Below are 21,419 nucleotides of genomic sequence, written 5' to 3' on the forward strand. Positions count from 1 at the left end.
TTTTTATAAATAGTTTTTTAAAATAGATTTTATTTCGTTTGTTTTTTGATAAGGAGATATTGACTCCAGTAACTTTAAATCTACTGGATTAGATTTCTTGTTGTTTTTTTGAATAACATACAAAATATCATCAAAAACAGTACTTTTTAATGCTTCTGATTTTGAAATAATTTCTTCATGAAGTTTTTCTCCAGGGCGTAATCCAATAAATTCAAAACTTATATTGTCTTCACTTATATCATTTTGTAAAGCAATATAAGTTTTTGCTAAGTCGACAATTTTAATGGCTTCGCCCATATTAAAAGTAAACATGTTATGTTCCCAATGCTCATAGCTTGCAATTTTTAAGATAAGATTACAGGCTTTTTCTTTATTTATAAAATATCTTGAGACTTTTGGATCTGTAATAGTTAGAGGTTTGCCTAATTCGATTTGTTTTTTAAAAAGTGGAATTAATGAACCATTTGATCCTAAAACATTTCCAAAGCGGGTTATAAGGAATTTTGTGCTGTTTTTATAATTTAAGTCTTCTAAAATACGCTCGCTAATTCGTTTTGTCATCCCCATAATACTTATAGGGTTAACTGCTTTATCAGTTGAAATAAATACAAACTTTTTTGTTTGATTCAACACAGCTATGTCAGCCAAAAGCTTGGTAGCCAAAATATTCAATTTAACGGCTTCATAGGGATTAGATTCCATTAAAGGCACATGCTTGTAAGCTGCAGTATGAAAAACAATATCAGGTTTAAAGGACTCAAATATTTCTTTCATAGAAAGAGCATCTCTTACATCAGAAATGATGAAATTGATATTTAAATTTGAAAATTGTTCAAACTCCTTTTGCAAAAAATACATTGGAGATTCTGCATTATCAAGTAAAATTAAACTTTTGAAAGTTCCTTTAGCAATTTGTTTGGAGAGTTCACTTCCAATGGATCCAGCTGCACCTGTAATTAAAATTGTTTGATTAGTAAAGTCAGATTTAAACCCTTGATTATAAATTGCTTTCTTGTTGGAGGTTAAACCAGATTCCTCTAGCAATCTTTTTATACTTTCAGAAGTAGATTTATTCATAGATTATAAGTCGATGAAGTTCAGATATACACAGGTTAAGGTATGTGCAAAGTACGAAAAATAAGTATTTGTATCTACTAAGAACCTTGTAAATACAAGAAGGAGTTATTTAGTTACCACTTTTAAAATGGTAATTGCAATTAATTTTAAATCAAACCAAAAGCTTTTTTTAGCAATGTATTCTTTATTGAGTTTGTTTTTTTCTGGAATAATTGATTGTATAAAGAATATTTCCGGATCTTTTGCTGATTTCAATAATTCCACTTCATTTCTATATTCAATAGAAGCTAATCCTGTAATTCCTGGTTTTACAGATAAAACAATCATGTCCTCTTTAGTGTAGTAATTAACATATTTTCTCAATTCTGGTCTTGGACCAACAAAACTCATGTCTCCTTTAATTATATTTATTAATTGAGGAAATTCATCTATTTTGTAACGTCTTAAAAAATATCCAACTTTTGTAATCCTTGAATCTCTATTTCCAATAGTCAATAAACCTTTGTTTTCTGATTCAATATACATGGTTCTGAATTTGAAAATATTGAAATTTTTATTATGTAAGCCAACTCTTGGTTGAATAAATAAAATGGGACCTTTGCTATCTAATTTAATAATGATGGCTATAATGCATAAAATTGGAGCTAATACTATTAAACCTAAGGCTGAAAAAACCACATCAAAACAACGTTTTATCATTTTTGCTTGAACGTAGAGATATTAAGTAATGTAGCAATGCTGTCACAGTTTTGAACTTTCAACACTAAATCAGCTTTATTATATTCACCTTCTATGAAGTAGATTGGACAAGGTATTTCTCTAGGATTGCTTTTTGAAAAATTTACATCTCCTTTTTTAAGAAGGTATAAAATTGACATTGAATCAATTTTTTTTTCAGATAATGCCAAGCTAACAGCATTTGAATATATTATTTTTTTTGCGTTTATATTTTTTAAAACTCTTGCATCAGGACCATAATCGCATGATACTTTTTTGCCGTTTAAAAAAAAAGCTAAAATTATTAATCCCATAGAGAAGCCTCCAAGGTAATAACCTATACGTTGAATTAATTTCATTTATTTTTAAGTTTTGTAGGATTAAAATATAAGTAGATTAACATCGTTATATTTTAAATCAAACCATTCGCCAACAGATTTATTGGTTAAAATTCCGTGGTAAAAATACAATCCATTTTTTAAACCTTTATCAAATCGTAAAGAATTTTCAATACCACCTTCTTCGGCTATTTTTAACAAGTATGGAGTGAATATATTACTTATAGAAACAGAAGCTGTTCTGGAATATCTGGCAGGTATATTTGGTACACAATAATGAATAACACCATTTTTAACAAATGTAGGGTTCTTATGCGATGTTACTTCACTGGTTTCAAAACATCCACCCATATCAATACTTACATCTATAATAATAGATCCTGGTTTCATGGATTCTACCATGGTTTCTGTCACTACAATTGGTGATCTGTTCAAACCTCTTACTGCACCAATTACCACATCACAACGTTTTAAGGCTTTGGTTAGGTTTTTTGGTTGTAGGGTAGAAGTAAAGAGGGTTCTACCTAAATTGGTTTGAATACGGCGTAATTTTGAGATAGAATTATCAAAAATTTTAACATTAGCACCTAGTCCGATAGAGCTTCTTGCTGCAAATTCTCCAACAGTTCCAGCACCAATAATAACAACTTCAATTGGTGGAACGCCACTAATATTACCAAATAACAATCCATTACCTTCAGAACTATTTGAAAGCAATTCTGAGGCTATTAACGCAGAAGCTGTTCCGGCAATTTCACTTAAAGATCTAACTGCGGGATAAATTCCATCTTCATCTCTAATAAATTCAAAAGCAAGAGCAGTAACTCGTTTTGAAGCAAGTAATTCAAAATATTTTTTGCTTTGTGTTTTTAGTTGAAGCGCAGATATTAATATAGTTTGAGGATTTAGCAATTTAATCTGTTCTAGACTTGGGGGCTCAACTTTTAATATCATAGGGCAAGCGTAAACTTTTGCCGTATCTTTAGTTATTTCCGCTCCAGCTTCACTATAATCGTTATCGCTAAAACTAGCTCCATTACCAGCGCCAGACTCAAGTAGAACTTTGTGTCCATTATTAACCAAAGCTGAAACAGCATCTGGTGTTAAACAAACTCTTTTTTCTTGAAAAGCTGTTTCTTTTGGTATTCCAATATAAAGTTCTCCTTTTCTTTTAAAAATCTCAAGGGTTTCTTCTTGTGGTAAAAGCTGTTGCTTAGTAAATGGTGATAATGATTTTGACATAAACTGATGCTTTTAATAAAAAATCAAATTACAAATAAATTTTTGATTCTATAAATCTATATATTAAAATAATATTATCTCCAATTTTTCAAATTTAATAAGATAAAATCTTTTAAAATTAACGGTCTTTACGGTTTTACCGTAATTTAATTTAAATTTGAATTTGTAAATTCGCAAGTATTGACTTTTTATGAATGTAAAGCTAATATCATCTCTCGTTTTTTTGTTTTCTTTATCTGGCTTTTCTCAGCAATTTTCTGTTAAGGGAAGTGTAAAAGATGTAAAGAATATCCCTGTTGCATTTTGTAATGTTACTTTAACAGAAAACACGAATAATACTATCTCAGGAACTACCACTGATGAAGATGGTACATTCTTATTGGAAAACTTAAAAGAGTCAGAGTACATATTAAACATAAGTTTTTTAGGGTTTAAAAGCTATCATGACACCATTAGTTTAAATAAGAATTTAAAATTCAATGATATCGTTTTGGAAGAGGAAACCCAAAATCTTGATGGAGTAACAGTAATTGCAAAACGACCCACTATAAAACGCCAAGTTGATAGATTAGTTTTTAATGTTGAAAATAGCACATTATCAAATAATAACATTTTAGATGTTTTAAAAAATACTCCAGGAGTTTTTGTAAATAATGGTTCAATTACTATAAAAAACGTAAAACCTACCATATATATAAATGACAAAAAAGTACATTTATCTTCAAATGATATACAGCAATTATTAGAAGGTACTTCTGCTAATAGTGTGAAATCTATAGAAGTTATTAATAATCCACCAGCTAGATATGAAGCCGAAGGTGGTGCTGTTATTAATATTGTAACAAGTAAAAATGTAATAGCTGGCTATAATGGTAGTGCTTTTGGAACTTATAAACAAGGGCATGAATATCCAAAATACTCATTAGGAACCAGTCATTTTTTTAAAACAGAAGTTGTTGATGCATATATTAATTACAATGTAAGTCCACGTAAAGATTATAGACATAATAACGAGTCTATTAATTTTATAGAAAATAATCAGACAATTTCTAGTTGGGAAACTGATTTTAAAAGAACCAGAGAAACAACAAACCAAACACTTAATGCTAATGTTGATTTTAAAATTAATGAAAAAAATAGTTTGGGTATTACTACCAATTTGTTAATGTCACCTAGAGATAACACAAAAACCTCCGTTAATTCATTGACTGAGGTTTATAACTCAAACAAAGACTTAGACTCTACTTTTAAAACTTTAAATAGTTTAGTGGATGAAACTTATAATGTTGCTTTTACATTAGATTATATTCATAAATTTAAAAGAGAAGGAGAGAAGCTTTCGGCAAATGCTCATTATACAGATTATGATTTTTCAAGTTATCAGAATGTAGATACTGATTATCTATTCCCAGATGAATCATTAATTAGAACCAACAGATTTCAAACATTTTCCAGTCAAAAAATTAAATTATATACAGGTCAAATAGATTATGAATTGCCAATAAGTAGTTCTTCACATTTTGAGACTGGTATAAAGCTTTCTAGCATAGATTCAAAAAGTGTTTTAAATCAGTTTATTTTTGAAAATGGTAATAAGATTGAAGATTTGCAAAATTCTGATACCTTTTTATATGATGAAATAAATTATGCAGCATATACAAGTTATTCAAAAGACTGGGATTCATGGAACATAAAAGTGGGTTTAAGAACTGAGTATACAGATATTAAAGGAAATTCATTATCAACAAACCAAGAAAACAACAGTGACTATATAAAATTCTTTCCATCTTTTTATTTATCACATAGTTTAAACGAAAATAATGAGTTGTATTTTAACTATAACAAAAGGATATCTAGGCCAAGATATAGTGATTTAAATCCGTTTAAATATTTTTTAAATGATAATACATATATCACGGGTGATCCAAATTTAAAACCAGAAATTGATGATGTGTTTACTTTAGGTTATACTTTTAACAAGAAATATACTTTTGAAGCGTATTACAGATACGAAAATAATGCAACTCTTCAAGTAACATTTCAAGACAATGAAGAAAATATTGTTAAATATATTAATACAAATATTGATCATAGTATTACCTACGGTTTAGATTTTACTACATACACTCAACTTGAAAAAAATTGGAATATATATTTGTTATCTTCTGCGTTTTATTATAATAATCATTTTTTGGCCTTAGAAAGTAATAATGAATTATTTTCAAATAGTAAATGGTCTTTTTACTCTCAAGTAATTAATTATTTTTCTTTTCTTAAAGACAAAAGTTTAACAGCTAATGTTTCTTATTTATATATATCACAAATAGCAGATGGGCCATCATTTGTTAGTGCAAGATCTGGGTTAAATATTGGGCTTAAAAAAACATTTTTGAATAATAAGGCCTCTTTAAATTTTGGTATTGAAGATGTTTTTAATTCACAGTACTTTACAATCTCAACCAAGTACTTAAATCAAGATGTTAAGCTTAAATCTAGGCTTGAAAACAGATTGTTTACAATTGGATTTAATTATAAGTTTGGAAACACTCGCTTAAAAAACAATCAGAAAGATATTGATTTAGAAGAGCGTGAAAGATTAAACAGTAAAAATTAATGATTAAAAATATTGTTTAATTTTATCCCAGAAATTTTTAGGGCTTACCTTAAACTCATCTTCCAATTCCTCTAAGGATTTACTTGCCTCATTAATTTTGTTGAAAATTTTTGCTCTTATTAAATAAATTGATGGAATAACAATAGCCATAATTGGGAGCATGTACATTATTTGAAATTTATCAAAAAATGCTTCATCATAAAAGACCACTATTATTTGATAAAGATACATAACTATTGGTACTAACAAAGAGTGATACCACCAATGCCTATTAGTAAAAAACCAAATAAAAATTAAAAGTAACGGTATTGCTTTCCCTGTAATAACCCACATTGCAGTATTCGCATTTTCAAAAAAACCACTTTGGTAGGTACCAAAAAAAGTGTCCCAGGTTTTAGTTGCAGGAACACTTTCATAAAGCGAAAATAGGTAAGGTGTCATAGCAATAAGTGTAGCTATGACACTACCCATGATTAGATTTTTTTTATCCTGCTGAAGGAACTTTGATTGTAGATTTCTCAACTTTGGCTGTTTGTTTTCCATCTTGGTTGATTGCATTAGCTGCATAAGCTGTAAACAACATACCTCCGAAAATTGCGATTGCAATTACATACTTTTTAGTTTTCATAATTTTAAGGGATTAATTAATTAATACCTCAAAAGTATATACAAAGTATCTTGAAGAATTTCACAAAATGTTAAAATTATGTTAAAAACAATGGTTTTTAAAAATTCGTGTTGTGGCTTTACCGTAACTCTTCATTTTTCAGAGTGAAATCATGTTATTTACTCATATAACTTAGCATATTTGTTTGTCAAAATTTGTTTTAAAATTTAGTTTTATTAATCTAGATTTATCTTCATTTATATGTAAATCTATTCTATTGTAATCTTCAGTAATTATACCTTCTATTAATTCTGGCCATTCTATAATAACCCAATGATTAGAAAATATATAGTCTTCAATACCAAAATTATGTGCTTCTTCTAAATCCTTTAGTCTATATAAATCAAAATGATAAATGATATCATTTAATGTTTCATACTCATTAACGATTGAAAAAGTAGGACTGCTCACTTCGTCTTTGCTCCCTAAAGCCTTTACCAATGATTTTACTAATGTGGTTTTTCCTGTACCCATTTCACCATATAATAAAATTATTTTAGACGAAACATTATTTATAATAGAGCTTGCTACCTTATCAATTGAATCTAGTAAATAATCCATGTTAATATTAAAAATATTTTGGCTAAATTATTAATAATTTTTGAGAAAACCTAACAAAAAATGTATTTCATCGGATTTATTTGCATTACACGGATTTATTTAGGGCTAAATATTACAAAAGGAATAATCATTTCTTCAAGAGAAACGCCACCGTGTTGATAGGTATTTCTATAATAACTCACATAATGATTATAATTATTTGGATAAGCAAAAAATAAATCCCCTTTAGCAAAAATAAATGAACTACTCATAGTTATGGATGGCAAATGTATTGCTTTAGGGTCTTTAGCAACGAACACATCTTTGCTTTCAAAAGTTAAACTTCTGCCAGTTTTATAGCGTAAATTTAAACTGGTTTCTCGGTCTCCAACAACTTTTGAAGGATTTTTTACATTTATAGTTCCATGGTCTGTTGTTAAAATAAGTTTAAAACCTAGCAATTGTGCTTGGTGAATCATTTCTAATAAGGGCGAATTTTTAAACCAACTAAGCGCCAATGATCTATATGCTTTATCATTTGATGCTAATTCTTTAACAACTTCCATTTCTGTTTTAGAATGTGAAAGCATATCAACAAAATTATAGACAACAACGGTTAAATCATTGTTTTTTAGTGAGTTAAAATTTTCAACTAATTTTTTTCCTGACTTTAGGTTTGTAATTTTGTGATACTCATAAGTTAGATGACTTAATCCTAATCGTTTCATTTGAGTATTTAAAAAATCTTCTTCGTGTAAATTTTTGCCTCCATCATCTGTATCATTTTTCCAATATTGAGGAAAAAGTTTTTCCATTTCGCTTGGCATTAGCCCTGAAAATATGGCATTTCTGGCGTATTGTGTAGCAGTTGGAAGGATACTGTAAAAAGGTGATTCACTTTCTTTTTTGTAATAGTTATTTATAATAGGTTCAAATACTTTATACTGGTCGTACCTAAGATTATCAATAACAACTAATAAGGTTGGTTGCTCTTTGCTTAATTGAGGAGCAATTTTATTTTTAAAAAGGGTATGAGACATAATGGGAGCATCTGAATTTGAATCAAACCATTTGGAATAGTTTTTATCAATAAATTTTCCAAACTGAGAATTAGCTTCTACTTTTTGTGATTCTAAAATCTCAAACATACCAATGTCTTCAATATCTTCTAACTGAATTTCCCAATAAATAAGCTTTTGATATAAAGCAGCCCATTCCTCGAAGGAGTTTACCATGGCCAATTCCATAGAGATTTTTCTAAACTCTTGCTGATAATTTGAAGTAGTTTTTTCAGAAATCAACCTTGAATGATCTAAATTCTTTTTTATACTTAATAAAATTTGATTCGGATTTACAGGCTTTATAAGATAATCGGCTATTTTATTGCCAATAGCTTCTTCCATAATATATTCTTCTTCACTTTTAGTAATCATAACTACAGGAAGATTGTCTTGTTTTTCCTTTATTTCGTTTAATGTTTCTAATCCGGTAAGACCAGGCATGTTTTCATCTAAAAAAACAATGTCAAATTTTAAATCGTCTAAGATGTCAAGAGCTTCGGTACCACTTTTACAAGTAGTCACTTTATAGTTACGCTGTTCAAGAAAAATTATATGAGGTTTTAATAAATCAATTTCATCATCAATCCAAAGTATGTTTATTTTATCCATTTAAATAAATATTAGTATTAATCTAAGTTTTTTTAGTTTGTTTTTTATTATAATTGGGTATTTATGGCCTTCATATAATTATATTTGTATCTATTAAATACTAACTTTTAAAGTTTGAACAAACTTAAAATCTTTAACGACCCAATTTACGGTTTTATTACTATTCCCAATGCGCTTATATTTGATTTAATTCAACATAAATATTTTCAGCGTTTACGTAGGATTACTCAAATGGGAATGTCTTATATGGTATATCCTGGAGCGCATCACACAAGGTTTCATCATGCTATTGGTTGTGTACATTTAATGCAGAAAACTATAGAAATACTTCGTTTTAAAGGTGTTACAATTTCAAATGATGAAGAATCTGCCCTTTATGTAGCTATTTTATTGCACGATATTGGGCATGGTCCATTCTCGCACGCAATGGAGCATAGTATAGTAAATAACGTGTCACATGAACAGATTTCGCTTCTTTTTATGGAGAAATTGAATGAAGAATTTAACTCAAGTTTAACGCTTGCCATTCAAATTTTCAAAGGTGTTTACCATAGAAAATTTATGTGCCAGTTGGTTTCTGGTCAATTGGATATGGATAGGGCCGATTATTTGAAGCGTGATAGCTTTTACACAGGCGTAGCAGAAGGCAACATTAATAGTGAACGATTAATTACCATGCTTAATGTAGTTGATGATTTTTTGGTAGTTGAAGAAAAAGGTATTTATAGTGTTGAGAAGTTTATAAATGCCAGACGTTTTATGTATTGGCAAGTTTATTTGCACAAAACTGGTATCGTAGCTGAACAGTTATTGATTAGGGTTTTAACAAGAGCTAAAGAGTTAATAAACGATGGAGTTGTACTGGAAATAAGCAAACCACTTCAATATTTTTTAGAAAACGACATTACTTTAAAAGACTTTAATAATGAGGTATTAGAAATTTTTTATGAACTAGATGATTTTGATATTATATCTAGTTTAAAATCATGGCAACATCATTATGATTTTGTTTTAAGTCGCTTATGTAAAATGATTTTGAATAGAAACTTGTTGAAAATAAAATTAAAAGACAAAAACGTAAAAACAGAAAGCCTTAATAACTATATTGAATCTCTTGTCAATAATTATAAAATAACAAAATGGGAAGCAAAATATTTTGTTTTTTCTGGTACTATTTCTAATCAAGCTTATGTGCCAAAAACTCAGAACATTAATATATTATATAAGTCGGGTAAAATTGAAGATATTACAAAAGCATCTGATCAATTTAATATAAAAGCTTTATCAAAACCAGTAACTAAATATTATATATGTTATCCTAAAGTTAAACTTTAGTACATTTTTCATATTTTTGCGTGGTTAAAACTAAAAAAACAAACTCTAGAGTGTGAAATTTACAGCTCAACAAATAGCAGGAATTTTAGAAGGCGATATTATTGGTGATGAGAATGTAGAGGTTTCTAAATTGTCTAAAATAGAAGAAGGTATTGAAGGATCGTTAACTTTTTTAGCCAATCCTAAATACACGCCGTTTATATATTCAACAAAAGCTTCTATAACTATTGTAAACAGAACATTTAAAGCTGAAAATAATTTAAAAACAACACTTATTAAAGTTGATGATGCTTATAAATCATTTTCAAAACTTCTAGAATATTATAATGTTATTAAACTAAATAAAACAGGTATTGAACAACCTTCGTTTATATCTGATTCAACAGAATATGGTCAAAATATTTACATTGGAGCTTTTTCATATATTGGTGAGCATGTAAAAATTGGTAATAACGTAAAAATATTTCCAGGAGCTTATATTGGCGATAATGTAATAATAGGAGATAATACGGTAATATTTTCTGGTGTAAAAATTTATTCAGAAACTGTAATTGGTAATTATTGTGTTTTAAACTCTGGAGTTATTATTGGAGCTGATGGTTTTGGTTTTGCGCCTAGTGAAGATGGAGAATATAGTAAGGTGCCACAAATTGGCAATGTAATTCTTGAAGATTTTGTTGATATTGGAGCGTCTACCACAATAGATAGAGCTACTTTAGGTTCAACTATTATAAGAAAAGGTGTTAAGCTAGATAATCAAATACAAATAGCTCATAATGTCGAGATTGGTAAAAACACGGTTATAGCTGCACAAACGGGTATTGCAGGTTCAACAAAAATTGGCGAAAATTGCGTGATAGGTGGGCAAGTTGGTATTGTGGGACACTTAACAATTGGTAACAATGTTAAAATCCAGGCACAATCTGGTATTGGCAGAAATGTAAAAGACAATGAAATACTTCAAGGTTCACCTGCCATTGGTTATAGCGATTATAATAAGTCTTACGTTCATTTCAAGAACTTACCAAAAATTGTAAAAGATATTAATGAAATTGAAAAAAAAATAAATGGCAATAGTTAATACAGAAAATAAACAAAAAACCATAAAAAAGGAAGTTTCTTTATCTGGTGTAGGATTGCATACAGGAAAAAATGTTACATTAACATTCAAGCCAGCAATAGCTAATTCTGGTTTAGCTTTTAAACGAATCGATTTAGAAGGAAACCCGGTTATTGAAGCAGATGCTACCTATGTCACCAATACTCAGCGAGGAACTTGTTTAGAAAAAAACGGTGTAACTATACAAACGTCCGAACATGTTTTAGCTGCTTTAGTTGGATTAGATGTTGATAATGTTATTATAGAATTAAATGCCTCAGAACCTCCTATTATGGATGGTTCTTCAAAATTCTTTGTAAAAGCTTTAGAAGATGCTGGTGTTATAGAGCTTGATGCGTTTAGGGAAGAATATGTTGTTACAGATGTTATTTCATATACAGATGAAGAAACTGGTAGCGAAATATTAGTAATGCCTTCTAAAGAATACCAAATAACTGCCATGGTAGATTTTGGCACTAAAGTTTTAGGTACGCAAAACGCAACTTTGAATAAAATTTCTGATTTTAAGAAAGATATTTCTAATGCCAGAACCTTTAGTTTTTTGCATGAAATAGAAATGCTTTTAGAACATGGTTTGATTAAAGGAGGCGATTTAAATAACGCTATAGTTTATGTAGATAAGGCTTTATCGCCTGAAACTATGGAGAAACTTAAAATTGCTTTCAAAAAAGATTCTATAGCTATTAAACCTAATGGAATTTTAGACAATCTTACTTTACATCATCCTAATGAAGCTGCCAGACACAAATTATTGGATGTATTAGGAGATTTAGCTCTCATCGGAACGCGAATTAAAGGTAAAGTTATTGCTAATAAACCAGGACATTTTGTAAACACTCAATTTGCAAAAAAAATGTCTAAAATCATAAAAAATGAAAAGCGTAATAATGTGCCAAGTATAGATTTGAATCAGCCACCATTAATGGATGTGAATCAAATTATGGCCATGCTTCCTCATAGACAGCCTTTTTTATTAATAGACAAGGTTTTCGAACTTACAGATAATCACGTCATTGCTACAAAAAACGTGACCATGAACGAATCCTTTTTTGCTGGCCATTTCCCGGGAGCACCTGTAATGCCGGGTGTTTTAATTGTAGAAGCTATGGCTCAAACAGGAGGGATTTTAGTTTTAAACACAGTACCAGATCCAGAGAATTATTTGACTTTCTTCATGAAAATGGATAATGTTAAATTTAAACAAAAAGTTGTTCCTGGTGATACACTTATATTCAAATGCTCATTAATAACGCCAATTCGTCGAGGTATTTGCCATATGCAAGGTTATGCTTATACCAATGGAAAACTTTGTGCAGAAGCAGAACTTATGGCCCAAATATCAAAAGTTAAATAAATTATGAACCAACCATTAGCATACGTGCATCCTGGAGCAAAAATTGCAAAAAATGTAGTTATTGAACCATTTACAACAATATATAACAACGTTACAATTGGAGAAGGTTCTTGGATTGGTAGTAACGTAACTATTATGGAAGGAGCAAGAATAGGAAAGAATTGTAATATCTTTCCAGGTTCTGTTATTTCTGCTGTTCCTCAAGATTTAAAGTATAATGATGAGGAAACTACTGTAGAAATAGGGGATAACGTTACAATTAGAGAATGTGTTACTATCAATAGAGGTACAGCCGATAGAATGAAAACAGTTATTGGAAACAATTGTTTAATCATGGCATATTGCCATATAGCACATGACTGTGTTGTAGGTAATAATTGTATCTTTTCTAATAATAGTACATTGGCAGGACATATCACCATTGGAGATTATGTTGTTCTAGCTGGTATGACAGCAGTACATCAATTTGTCTCCATCGGAAATCATGCCTTTGTAACCGGAGGTTCTTTAGTTAGAAAAGATGTTCCTCCGTATGTTAAAGCTGCTCGTGAGCCACTTTCATATGTTGGAATCAATTCTGTTGGATTAAGAAGACGTGGGTATTCTTCAGATAAAATCAGAGAGATTCAAGATATTTACAGAATTCTTTATCAAAAAAATTACAATAATACTCAAGCTTCTGAGATTATTGAAGCAGAAATGGAAGCTACACCAGAACGTGATGAAGTCCTTCAGTTTATTAAAAATTCACATAGAGGTATCATGAAAGGGTATTTCAAATCAAATTAAACCTTATATAACTTAAAAAAATCACAACAATTTTATGGCAACTACATCTGATATCAGAAACGGATTATGTATACGATACAACAACGATATTTATAAAATTATAGAATTTTTACATGTAAAACCTGGTAAAGGACCTGCTTTTGTTAGAACAAAAATGAAAAGTGTAACTAATGGAAAAGTGTTAGATAACACATTTTCTGCAGGACACAAATTAGAAGATGTTCGTGTAGAAACCCATAAATTTCAATTTTTATATAATGATGGTGAATATTATCATTTTATGAATACCGAAGATTATTCTCAAATTCAATTAAGAGAATCTGCTTTAGATAGTCCTGGTTTAATGAAAGAAGGTGAGGTAGTTACAGTAATAATTAATACTGAAGATAATATGCCGCTTTCTGTAGAAATGCCTGCTAGTGTTATTTTAGAAGTTACTGCTACAGAACCAGGAGTAAAAGGGAATACAGCAACTAATGCTACAAAACCTGCAACTGTAGAAACTGGAGCTACTGTAAATGTGCCTTTGTTTATTAACGAAGGAGATAAAATTAGAGTTGAAACAGAAAAAGGAACTTACAAAGAACGCGTTAAAGAATAATTTCCTTGAAATTCGCAAAACAACATACGTTAAAACAAATTGCTGAAATAATTGATTGCGGTTTTGTTGGTGATGAAAATTTCCCTGTTTTTGGGATGAACGAAATACATGTAGTTACTCCTGGAGATATTGTATTTGTAGATCATCCTAAATATTATGATAAAGCTTTGAACTCAAAAGCAACAATTATTTTAATAAACAAAAATGTTGAATGTCCAGAAGGAAAAGCATTATTAATTAGTGATGATCCGTTTAGAGATTTCAATAAGCTTACTGATTATTTTAAGCCTTTTCAATCTTCAAATTCTTCAATCTCAGATTCAGCAGTAATAGGAAAGAACACTGTAATTCAGCCTAATTGTTTTATTGGTCATAATGTGGTAATAGGAGACAATTGCATCATCCATTCAAACGTTAGTATTTATGATGATGCAGTAATAGGTAACAATGTAACTGTTCATGCTGGTACTGTTTTAGGTGCAAATGCATTTTATTATAAGAAGAGACCAGAAGGATATGACAGATTAAAATCTGGTGGACGCGTTGTTATTGAAAATGATGTGGATTTGGGTGCGCTTTGTACTATAGACAGAGGTGTTACTGGAGACACAATTATAGGAGAAGGATCAAAGCTTGATAATCAAATTCAAATCGGACATGATACTGTCGTTGGTAAAAAGTGTTTAATTGCTTCACAAGTTGGAATTGCAGGATGTGTTGTTATTGAAGATGAAGTAACCATTTGGGGTCAGGTTGGATGTACAAGCGGTATAACTATTGGTAAAAAAGCGGTAGTTCATGCTCAAGCAGGTATTAGTAAATCATTAGAAGGAAATAAGACCTACTGGGGAACTCCAGCTCAAGATGCTCGAATTGATTTAAAAGAAAAAGCTTATGTTAAGCAAATACCAGAAATTTTATCACAATTGAAAAAAATAAAATAAATTAAACTTAAAACTAACTACAAAAAAGTACTTTTGTATTGCTTTAAAAAAATAAAATAAAATAAAATGAGTGTTTTAGTAAACAAAAATTCAAAAATAATTGTGCAAGGTTTTACTGGTAGTGAAGGAACTTTTCACGCTAGTCAAATGATTGAATACGGAACCAATGTTGTTGGTGGTGTAACACCAGGTAAAGGTGGTCAAACACATTTGGATAAACCAGTTTTCAATACTGTTGAGGATGCTGTTAAAATAGCTGGAGCAGACACAACCATTATTTTTGTTCCGCCAGCTTTTGCTGCAGATGCTATCATGGAAGCTGCGGACGCTGGAATTAAAGTTATTATTACTATTACAGAAGGTATTCCTGTTGCTGATATGATTAAAGCTTCAGAATATATAAAAGGAAAGGATTGTAGACTAATCGGACCTAACTGTCCTGGAGTTATCACGCCAGAAGAAGCTAAAGTTGGTATTATGCCAGGTTTTGTATTCAAAAAAGGAACTGTTGGCATTGTGTCTAAATCAGGAACGCTTACTTATGAAGCAGCCGATCAAGTTGTAAAACAAGGTTTAGGAATTACAACAGCTATTGGAATAGGTGGAGATCCTATTATTGGAACCACAACTAAAGATGCTGTTCAATTGCTTATCAATGATCCAGAAACAGAAGCAGTTGTTATGATTGGTGAAATTGGAGGACAATTAGAAGCAGATGCTGCTCATTGGTATAAAGCAAGTGGAAGTAAAAAACCAATCATTGGCTTTATAGCTGGTGAAACAGCTCCTGCAGGTCGTACTATGGGACATGCTGGTGCTATTGTTGGTGGAAGTGATGATACTGCACAAGCAAAAAAGAAAATCATGAGAGCATGTGGAATTCATGTTGTTGATTCTCCAGCAGAAATAGGTAAAAAAGTTGCAGAAGTATTAGCTTCTCTATAAATAAATTAAACTTAATATTAAAAACCTTACATAAATCTTGTAAGGTTTTTTTATTGGTTGCCATTTGTATTTGTTATCTTTGAATATCAACTAATCTTTATTAAAAAACATGAAATTATTAGAAGGAAAAACGGCCATTATTACAGGAGCAAGTAGAGGTATTGGTAGAGGAATTGCTCAAATTTTTGCACAACAAGGAGCCAATGTAGCTTTTACTTACAGTTCTTCTGTTGAAGCAGCAAACGAATTAGAAAGTGAATTAAAAGCTTTAGGGATTAAAGCCAGAGGCTATAAAAGTAACGCCGCCAGTTTTGATGAAGCGCAAAAATTAGCTGATGATGTTGTTGCAGAATTTGGAAGTATTGATATTTTAGTTAACAATGCAGGTATTACAAAAGATAACTTGCTAATGCGTATTACCGAAGAAGATTTCGATACCGTTATTGAAGTGAATTTGAAGTCTGTTTTTAATATGACAAAAGCTGTTCAAAAAACCATGCTTAAACAACGAAAAGGTTCAATAATCAATATGAGTTCTGTGGTTGGCGTTAAAGGAAACGCCGGACAAACAAATTATGCGGCATCTAAAGCAGGAATTATTGGTTTTTCTAAATCAGTTGCTTTGGAATTAGGGTCAAGAAACATAAGAAGTAATGTGATTGCTCCAGGATTTATAGAAACAGAGATGACAGCTAAATTAGATGAAGAAGTTGTAAAAGGATGGCGTGCAGGAATTCCTTTAAAGCGTGGCGGAACTCCAGAAGATGTTGCTAATGTATGTGTTTTTTTAGCGAGCGATTTAAGTGCCTATGTTACAGGACAAACTATAAATGTTGATGGAGGAATGTTAACTTAATTAATGTCAAGTTTAACTATATTATATATTATCATTGCAGGAATCATAGCGCTATTTTTAGCGCTTTTTCTGTATAAACATAAAAATAATTCGCACAAAACATTAAATTATGTTTTTACTTTTTTAAGATTTATCACCATATTTTCTGTTTTATTACTTTTAATAAACCCAAAATTTGAACACGTAAGTTATTATACAGAAAAACCAAATTTAATAGTTGCTGTAGATAATTCAACTTCAATCAAATATTTAAATCAAGATAAAAATGCTTTAAATTTCATTGAAACGCTTACTAATAATAAAGACCTTCAAGATAAGTTTAATATTGATTTTCACACTTTTGGAAATACAGTAAACAATTCTGATTCTATTGGTTTTTCTGAAAATGAAACTAATTTAGATAACATGTTTAATAAACTTTCTCAAGTTTATAAAAACACAACAGCACCAATGTTGCTTATAACAGATGGAAATCAAACTTTTGGGAATGATTATCAATATACTTCTTCTAAATACAAACAACCCATATACCCAATAATTTTAGGTGATACTATAACATATACAGATTTAAGTATTCAGCAGTTAAACGTTAATAAGTATGCGTTTTTAAAAAACAAGTTCCCTGTTGAATGCATTTTGTTATATAATGGCAACAATGCTGTTGATAGTAGATTTGATGTGTATTCAGAAAAAAATTTAGTGTATTCACAGCCTATAAATCTTTCAAAGAAGAACAATTCAACAGTGGTTAATTTTACCTTACCAGCAAATAATGTTGGAGTTTACAGCTACAAAGCAACAATTGTCCCTCTTGAAAAGGAAAAGAATACAATTAATAATTCAAAAACCTTTGCTGTAGAAGTTATTGATCAAAAAACTAATATAGCTATTGTTAGCGATTTTGATCATCCAGATCTTGGTGCATTTAAAAAGAGTATAGAAAGTAATGAACAGCATACAGCTAGTATTATAAAACCGAATGAAGCCGAAAATAAAATCAATGATTTTCAATTGTTTATACTTTATCAGCCTAATAATTCATTTAAAAAACTAATTGAAGCTTTAAATACTGAAAACAAAAACAGATTGGTAGTTATTGGAACTAAAACAGATTTAAATTTTTTGAATTCAGTTAGTTCGTTTTATAAGCATGAAATTACAAACCAAATAGAAGACTATTTTCTAGCTTTGAATTCAAGTTATGCGCCTTTTATAGTGGATGATATTGAATTTGAAACATTTCCACCATTAAAATCCAATTTTGGGGAAGTAACATTTTCAATTCCTTTTGAATCTTTACTTTTTAAAAAAGTTAGAAATATCACCACCAATCAACCACTATTAGGAACTTTTGAATCAAACAAGCATCGTGAAGGTTTATTGTTAGGCGAAAATATTTGGCAATGGAGAGCCCAAAGCTTTTTGAACTCTAAATCGTTTAGTGAATTTGATGGTTTTTTGGGAAAAATAATTCAATATCTGGCTTCAAATAAAAGAAAAGACAGATTAAACTTAGATTATGAATCTTTTTATAATGGAACAAATGGAGTGATTTTTAATGCTGAGTTTTTTGATAAAAACTATGAGTTTGATGCCAGAGAAACGTTAGTTATAAAAGTGAAAGACACAATCTCAAAAGAAGAAAAAACGTTTCCATTTATTTTAAAAAACAATTTATATCAAGTTGATTTAAGCAGTTTACCACCTTCAGATTATAGTTTTACAGTAAGTGCGACCAATGGGAAAATTTCTAAATCTGGAACATTTAAAATTTTAGAATACAATGTAGAGCAACAATTTTTAAATGCCAATGTAACAAAACTAGAACAAATAGCTACTAATAGTTCTGGAAACAGTTATTTTATTGCTAATACAAATTCGGTTATTACAGATCTTTTAAAAGATAATAGATATCAATTCATCCAAAAAGAAAGTAAAAATACCATACCTTTAGTAGATTTTAAATATTTACTTTTTTTAATTGCTTTTAGCTTGGCAATAGAATGGTTTTTAAGAAAATATAACGGACTAATTTAAACACAAACAAATATGGAAAGATTACCAAAAATTGGCATACCAATTATTATTGTTGCCATAATTCTTATTATAGTACTTGCAAAATCTGCTGTTACCATCGGTTCAGGACAAGCAGGAGTTCTTTATAAAACTTTTGACAACGGAGTTGTGACCGATCAACCACCTTTAGGAGAAGGATTTCATGTTGTTGCACCATGGAATAAAGTAATAGTTTATGAAGTTCGTCAACAAGAACTTTTTGAGAAAATGAGAGTATTATCATCAAACGGACTAGAAATTCAAATAGATGCTTCAGTATGGTATGAGCCTATTTATAATGATCTAGGTCATTTACACCAATCAGTTGGAGAAAATTATTTGCAACGTGTTATCCAGCCAGCTATTCGTAGTGCAGCAAGAAGTGTCGTAGGACGCTATACGCCTGAACAATTATATTCTAGCAAACGCGATGCTATCCAAGATGAAATTTATATTGAAACAAAAAAGATTTTAGAAAAACAATACGTTCAATTGAATGAAGTTTTAGTTAGAGATGTTACATTGCCAGATACCATTAAACAAGCTATTGAGCGCAAATTAAAACAAGAACAAGAATCTTTAGAATATGAATTCAGGTTGGTAACTGCTCAAAAAGAAGCTGAAAAAGTGATTATTGATGCTAAAGGAAAAGCAGAATCTAACAGAATATTAAGCGCTTCTTTAACAGATAAAATATTACAAGACAAAGGTATTGAAGCAACCATTAAGTTGGCCGAATCACCAAATAGTAAAGTTGTTGTTATTGGTTCAGGAGATAGTGGATTGCCAATTATTTTGGGAAATCAATAGTTTAGAAATTAATATTAACACAAAAAGCAGAAACTTAAAGTTTCTGCTTTTTTATTTACTCCTATTTAGATAAAAACACCTTTGCAATAATATCAAGCTCTGATTGAGTTAAAGAAGATGTTTTTCTTAGTTTATCTAAAAACAAGGCGACTTCTTCTTTAGTAGCTGGGCAACCTAGATTATTTCCCTTTGAATCAAAAGAATCTTCTACAAAAGTTCCTTCATCATCAAAAATAAGCCAAAACGGAATCCCAGATTTGTCTCCTTTATATCTTTTTAATAAATCCTCAGCACTTGGATTTTCTAAATGTTTATTACTATCAGATTCTTTAACTACTAAATGTTCTATAACATAATTCTTATCAAATAAATCTTTACATGCAGGATCATTCATGCTCTTATCCATTTTTTTGCACCAGCCACACCAAGATGCATGAAACATTATAAAAACATGTTTGTTTTCATTTTTAGCTTTTTCTGTAGCTTTCATCAGAATTTCTTCAGAGGATTGTTGACTAAAAGCAGTTTGTGAACTCATTATGATAAGTATAATGAAAATTAATAACGGAACTTGTTTCATAATTTTTATTGAATGAAGTAATTATTTATGATTATATAAATTTTAACGCATATTACCTAAAAATATCTAATTCTAAAAAAAATAAAACTAAATATTTGGAATCATTCGTTTAAATTTTAGATATTTGTTCAATAACAAGAAAAAAAATGAACTTTATTCAATTTCATCACCATCATTTTCAAATTTGCACTCAGGCGAAATGAAAATGTATTGAATAAATTCAACATATATTTTAAACCCGTTTGAGACAATCAAGCGGGTTTTTTAATTCCTAATTAGATTGTTTCAAACTCATAAAAACAAAAAAATGAGTAAATTAAAGATTGCAGTACAAAAAGCAGGTCGTTTACACGACGAATCCATGGAAATACTAAAGGATATTGGTATCTCTATTGATAATGGTAAAGATCAATTAAAAGCATCAGCTAGAAATTTTCCTTTAGAGGTTTTTTATTTAAGAAATGGAGACATTCCCCAATACCTAAAAGATGGTGTTGTAGATGCTGCTATTATTGGGGAAAATATTTTAGTGGAAAAAGGTAATGGAATTACTATTGCTGAAAAATTAGGTTTTTCTACTTGTAAAGTATCAATTGCCATTCCAAAATCAGTAAAATATAATGGCATTCAGGATTTAGAAGGAAAGCGAATTGCCACTTCTTATCCTAATACTATTCAAAATTATTTAGATGAAAAGGGTATCAATGCTCATTTACACATCATTAATGGATCTGTTGAAATTGCTCCAAATATTGGTCTGGCAGATGCTATTTGTGATATTGTTTCTAGTGGAAGCACACTCTTTAAAAACAATTTAAAGGAAGTTGAAGTAATCATGAAATCAGAAGCGGTTTTAGCTGTTTCACCGGTTTTGAGTGAAGAAAAACAAGAGATTTTAGATAAAATACAATTCAGGCTCCAATCTGTTTTAAAAGGTAGAAATTCTAAATATGTATTGCTAAATGCTCCAAATGATAGGTTACAAGATATTATTGATATATTACCCGGAATGAAAAGCCCAACGGTATTGCCATTAGCAGAAGAAGGTTGGAGTTCTGTACACTCTGTGATTAGTAAAAATCAATTTTGGGATATTATTGATGAGTTAAAAAGAAAAGGGGCTCAAGGAATTTTAGTGTGTCCGATAGAAAAAATGGTTCTTTAG

21 protein-coding genes are annotated in these 21,419 nt (G+C 29.9%); 12 read left to right on the forward strand and 9 right to left on the reverse strand.

Features of this window, described 5'->3' with window-relative positions:
- Nucleotides 1–3: 3 nt before the first annotated feature.
- From V8G69_RS10160 to V8G69_RS10175, 4 genes are all read right to left on the reverse strand, one after another.
- The gene (locus V8G69_RS10160) at nucleotides 4–1,077 is read right to left on the reverse strand and encodes a polysaccharide biosynthesis protein (protein WP_394881777.1); all 1,074 of its coding nucleotides are present in this window, start codon (nucleotides 1,075–1,077) and stop codon (nucleotides 4–6) included.
- A 105-nt stretch (nucleotides 1,078–1,182) separates the two neighbouring features.
- Entirely contained in the window at nucleotides 1,183–1,776 is a 594-nt protein-coding gene (locus V8G69_RS10165) for a sugar transferase (protein ID WP_394881778.1), read from the reverse strand.
- Nucleotides 1,773–2,153, reverse strand: coding sequence for a hypothetical protein (locus V8G69_RS10170; protein ID WP_394881779.1), 381 nt, complete (start codon nucleotides 2,151–2,153; stop codon nucleotides 1,773–1,775). The genes V8G69_RS10165 and V8G69_RS10170 overlap by 4 nt, the downstream gene beginning before the upstream one ends.
- A gap of 21 nt (nucleotides 2,154–2,174) precedes the next feature.
- Nucleotides 2,175–3,374: an alanine dehydrogenase gene (locus V8G69_RS10175; protein WP_394881780.1), complete on the reverse strand. Its 1,200-nt coding sequence runs from the start codon at nucleotides 3,372–3,374 to the stop codon at nucleotides 2,175–2,177.
- Between the two features lie 190 nt (nucleotides 3,375–3,564).
- On the opposite strand from V8G69_RS10175, the gene V8G69_RS10180 reads away from it, so the two are divergent.
- Nucleotides 3,565–5,988, forward strand: a complete 2,424-nt coding sequence (locus tag V8G69_RS10180) for a TonB-dependent receptor domain-containing protein (protein ID WP_394881781.1) — start codon at nucleotides 3,565–3,567, stop codon at nucleotides 5,986–5,988.
- A 3-nt stretch (nucleotides 5,989–5,991) separates the two neighbouring features.
- On the opposite strand, the gene V8G69_RS10185 is transcribed toward V8G69_RS10180, so the two are convergent.
- The 4 genes from V8G69_RS10185 to V8G69_RS10200 all read right to left on the reverse strand — a co-directional run bounded on the left by V8G69_RS10185 (nucleotide 5,992) and on the right by V8G69_RS10200 (nucleotide 8,865).
- A complete protein-coding gene (locus tag V8G69_RS10185) occupies nucleotides 5,992–6,459 on the reverse strand; it encodes a hypothetical protein (RefSeq protein ID WP_394881782.1) in 468 nt (155 codons plus the stop codon).
- A gap of 13 nt (nucleotides 6,460–6,472) precedes the next feature.
- On the reverse strand, nucleotides 6,473–6,616 hold the full coding sequence (locus V8G69_RS10190) for a hypothetical protein (protein WP_394881783.1): 144 nt from the start codon (nucleotides 6,614–6,616) through the stop codon (nucleotides 6,473–6,475).
- Between the two features lie 171 nt (nucleotides 6,617–6,787).
- Nucleotides 6,788–7,216 carry a tRNA (adenosine(37)-N6)-threonylcarbamoyltransferase complex ATPase subunit type 1 TsaE gene (gene tsaE, locus V8G69_RS10195; protein ID WP_394881785.1) on the reverse strand — a complete coding sequence of 143 codons (429 nt, stop codon included), beginning with the start codon at nucleotides 7,214–7,216 and terminating at the stop codon, nucleotides 6,788–6,790.
- 95 nt (nucleotides 7,217–7,311) lie between these two features.
- A complete protein-coding gene (locus V8G69_RS10200; RefSeq protein ID WP_394881786.1) occupies nucleotides 7,312–8,865 on the reverse strand; it encodes a response regulator in 1,554 nt (517 codons plus the stop codon).
- A 114-nt stretch (nucleotides 8,866–8,979) separates the two neighbouring features.
- Here V8G69_RS10200 and V8G69_RS10205 point away from each other — a divergent pair, with 114 nt between their 5' ends.
- From V8G69_RS10205 to V8G69_RS10250, 10 genes are all read left to right on the forward strand, one after another.
- Nucleotides 8,980–10,200: an HD domain-containing protein gene (locus tag V8G69_RS10205; protein WP_394881787.1), complete on the forward strand. Its 1,221-nt coding sequence runs from the start codon at nucleotides 8,980–8,982 to the stop codon at nucleotides 10,198–10,200.
- 52 nt (nucleotides 10,201–10,252) lie between these two features.
- Nucleotides 10,253–11,281 carry a UDP-3-O-(3-hydroxymyristoyl)glucosamine N-acyltransferase gene (gene lpxD / locus V8G69_RS10210; RefSeq protein ID WP_394881788.1) on the forward strand — a complete coding sequence of 343 codons (1,029 nt, stop codon included), beginning with the start codon at nucleotides 10,253–10,255 and terminating at the stop codon, nucleotides 11,279–11,281.
- Entirely contained in the window at nucleotides 11,268–12,674 is a 1,407-nt protein-coding gene (locus V8G69_RS10215; RefSeq protein ID WP_394881789.1) for a bifunctional UDP-3-O-[3-hydroxymyristoyl] N-acetylglucosamine deacetylase/3-hydroxyacyl-ACP dehydratase, read from the forward strand. The genes lpxD and V8G69_RS10215 overlap by 14 nt, the downstream gene beginning before the upstream one ends.
- A gap of 3 nt (nucleotides 12,675–12,677) precedes the next feature.
- Complete coding sequence (gene lpxA / locus V8G69_RS10220; RefSeq protein WP_394881790.1) at nucleotides 12,678–13,463, forward strand: acyl-ACP--UDP-N-acetylglucosamine O-acyltransferase; 786 nt, start codon at nucleotides 12,678–12,680, stop codon at nucleotides 13,461–13,463.
- A 34-nt stretch (nucleotides 13,464–13,497) separates the two neighbouring features.
- Entirely contained in the window at nucleotides 13,498–14,064 is a 567-nt protein-coding gene (gene efp / locus V8G69_RS10225; RefSeq protein WP_394881791.1) for an elongation factor P, read from the forward strand.
- A 5-nt stretch (nucleotides 14,065–14,069) separates the two neighbouring features.
- Nucleotides 14,070–15,008 (forward strand): UDP-3-O-(3-hydroxymyristoyl)glucosamine N-acyltransferase, encoded by a 939-nt coding sequence (locus tag V8G69_RS10230; RefSeq protein WP_394881792.1) that lies wholly within the window; start codon nucleotides 14,070–14,072, stop codon nucleotides 15,006–15,008.
- Nucleotides 15,009–15,074: 66 nt separating this feature from the next.
- Entirely contained in the window at nucleotides 15,075–15,953 is an 879-nt protein-coding gene (gene sucD, locus V8G69_RS10235; protein WP_394881793.1) for a succinate--CoA ligase subunit alpha, read from the forward strand.
- Between the two features lie 109 nt (nucleotides 15,954–16,062).
- Nucleotides 16,063–16,809 (forward strand): 3-oxoacyl-[acyl-carrier-protein] reductase, encoded by a 747-nt coding sequence (fabG, locus tag V8G69_RS10240; protein WP_394881795.1) that lies wholly within the window; start codon nucleotides 16,063–16,065, stop codon nucleotides 16,807–16,809.
- A 3-nt stretch (nucleotides 16,810–16,812) separates the two neighbouring features.
- Nucleotides 16,813–18,846, forward strand: coding sequence for a VWA domain-containing protein (locus tag V8G69_RS10245; RefSeq protein WP_394881796.1), 2,034 nt, complete (start codon nucleotides 16,813–16,815; stop codon nucleotides 18,844–18,846).
- A 12-nt stretch (nucleotides 18,847–18,858) separates the two neighbouring features.
- A complete protein-coding gene (locus tag V8G69_RS10250) occupies nucleotides 18,859–19,674 on the forward strand; it encodes a prohibitin family protein (protein WP_394881797.1) in 816 nt (271 codons plus the stop codon).
- Between the two features lie 61 nt (nucleotides 19,675–19,735).
- On the opposite strand, the gene V8G69_RS10255 is transcribed toward V8G69_RS10250, so the two are convergent.
- Nucleotides 19,736–20,212, reverse strand: a complete 477-nt coding sequence (locus V8G69_RS10255; RefSeq protein WP_394881799.1) for a thioredoxin family protein — start codon at nucleotides 20,210–20,212, stop codon at nucleotides 19,736–19,738.
- Nucleotides 20,213–20,561: 349 nt separating this feature from the next.
- Between V8G69_RS10255 and hisG the strand changes: the two genes are divergently transcribed.
- Nucleotides 20,562–21,419 (forward strand): ATP phosphoribosyltransferase, encoded by an 858-nt coding sequence (gene hisG / locus V8G69_RS10260; RefSeq protein ID WP_394881800.1) that lies wholly within the window; start codon nucleotides 20,562–20,564, stop codon nucleotides 21,417–21,419.

The sequence above is a fragment of the Gaetbulibacter sp. M235 genome, from assembly GCF_043876835.1.
Taxonomy (GTDB): Bacteria; Bacteroidota; Bacteroidia; order Flavobacteriales; family Flavobacteriaceae; genus Yeosuana.

Coding starts and splice junctions, on each gene's coding strand:
- efp (WP_394881791.1), top strand. CDS start 13,498: ATGGCAACTACATCTGATATCAGAAACGGATTATGTATACGATACAAC.
- V8G69_RS10160 (WP_394881777.1), bottom strand. CDS start 1,077: ATGAATAAATCTACTTCTGAAAGTATAAAAAGATTGCTAGAGGAATCT.
- tsaE (WP_394881785.1), bottom strand. CDS start 7,216: ATGGATTATTTACTAGATTCAATTGATAAGGTAGCAAGCTCTATTATA.
- V8G69_RS10255 (WP_394881799.1), bottom strand. CDS start 20,212: ATGAGTTCACAAACTGCTTTTAGTCAACAATCCTCTGAAGAAATTCTG.
- V8G69_RS10175 (WP_394881780.1), bottom strand. CDS start 3,374: ATGTCAAAATCATTATCACCATTTACTAAGCAACAGCTTTTACCACAA.
- V8G69_RS10245 (WP_394881796.1), top strand. CDS start 16,813: ATGTCAAGTTTAACTATATTATATATTATCATTGCAGGAATCATAGCG.
- hisG (WP_394881800.1), top strand. CDS start 20,562: ATGAGTAAATTAAAGATTGCAGTACAAAAAGCAGGTCGTTTACACGAC.
- V8G69_RS10165 (WP_394881778.1), bottom strand. CDS start 1,776: ATGATAAAACGTTGTTTTGATGTGGTTTTTTCAGCCTTAGGTTTAATA.
- V8G69_RS10170 (WP_394881779.1), bottom strand. CDS start 2,153: ATGAAATTAATTCAACGTATAGGTTATTACCTTGGAGGCTTCTCTATG.
- V8G69_RS10250 (WP_394881797.1), top strand. CDS start 18,859: ATGGAAAGATTACCAAAAATTGGCATACCAATTATTATTGTTGCCATA.
- V8G69_RS10185 (WP_394881782.1), bottom strand. CDS start 6,459: ATGGGTAGTGTCATAGCTACACTTATTGCTATGACACCTTACCTATTT.
- fabG (WP_394881795.1), top strand. CDS start 16,063: ATGAAATTATTAGAAGGAAAAACGGCCATTATTACAGGAGCAAGTAGA.
- sucD (WP_394881793.1), top strand. CDS start 15,075: ATGAGTGTTTTAGTAAACAAAAATTCAAAAATAATTGTGCAAGGTTTT.
- lpxA (WP_394881790.1), top strand. CDS start 12,678: ATGAACCAACCATTAGCATACGTGCATCCTGGAGCAAAAATTGCAAAA.
- V8G69_RS10200 (WP_394881786.1), bottom strand. CDS start 8,865: ATGGATAAAATAAACATACTTTGGATTGATGATGAAATTGATTTATTA.
- V8G69_RS10180 (WP_394881781.1), top strand. CDS start 3,565: ATGAATGTAAAGCTAATATCATCTCTCGTTTTTTTGTTTTCTTTATCT.
- V8G69_RS10215 (WP_394881789.1), top strand. CDS start 11,268: ATGGCAATAGTTAATACAGAAAATAAACAAAAAACCATAAAAAAGGAA.
- V8G69_RS10190 (WP_394881783.1), bottom strand. CDS start 6,616: ATGAAAACTAAAAAGTATGTAATTGCAATCGCAATTTTCGGAGGTATG.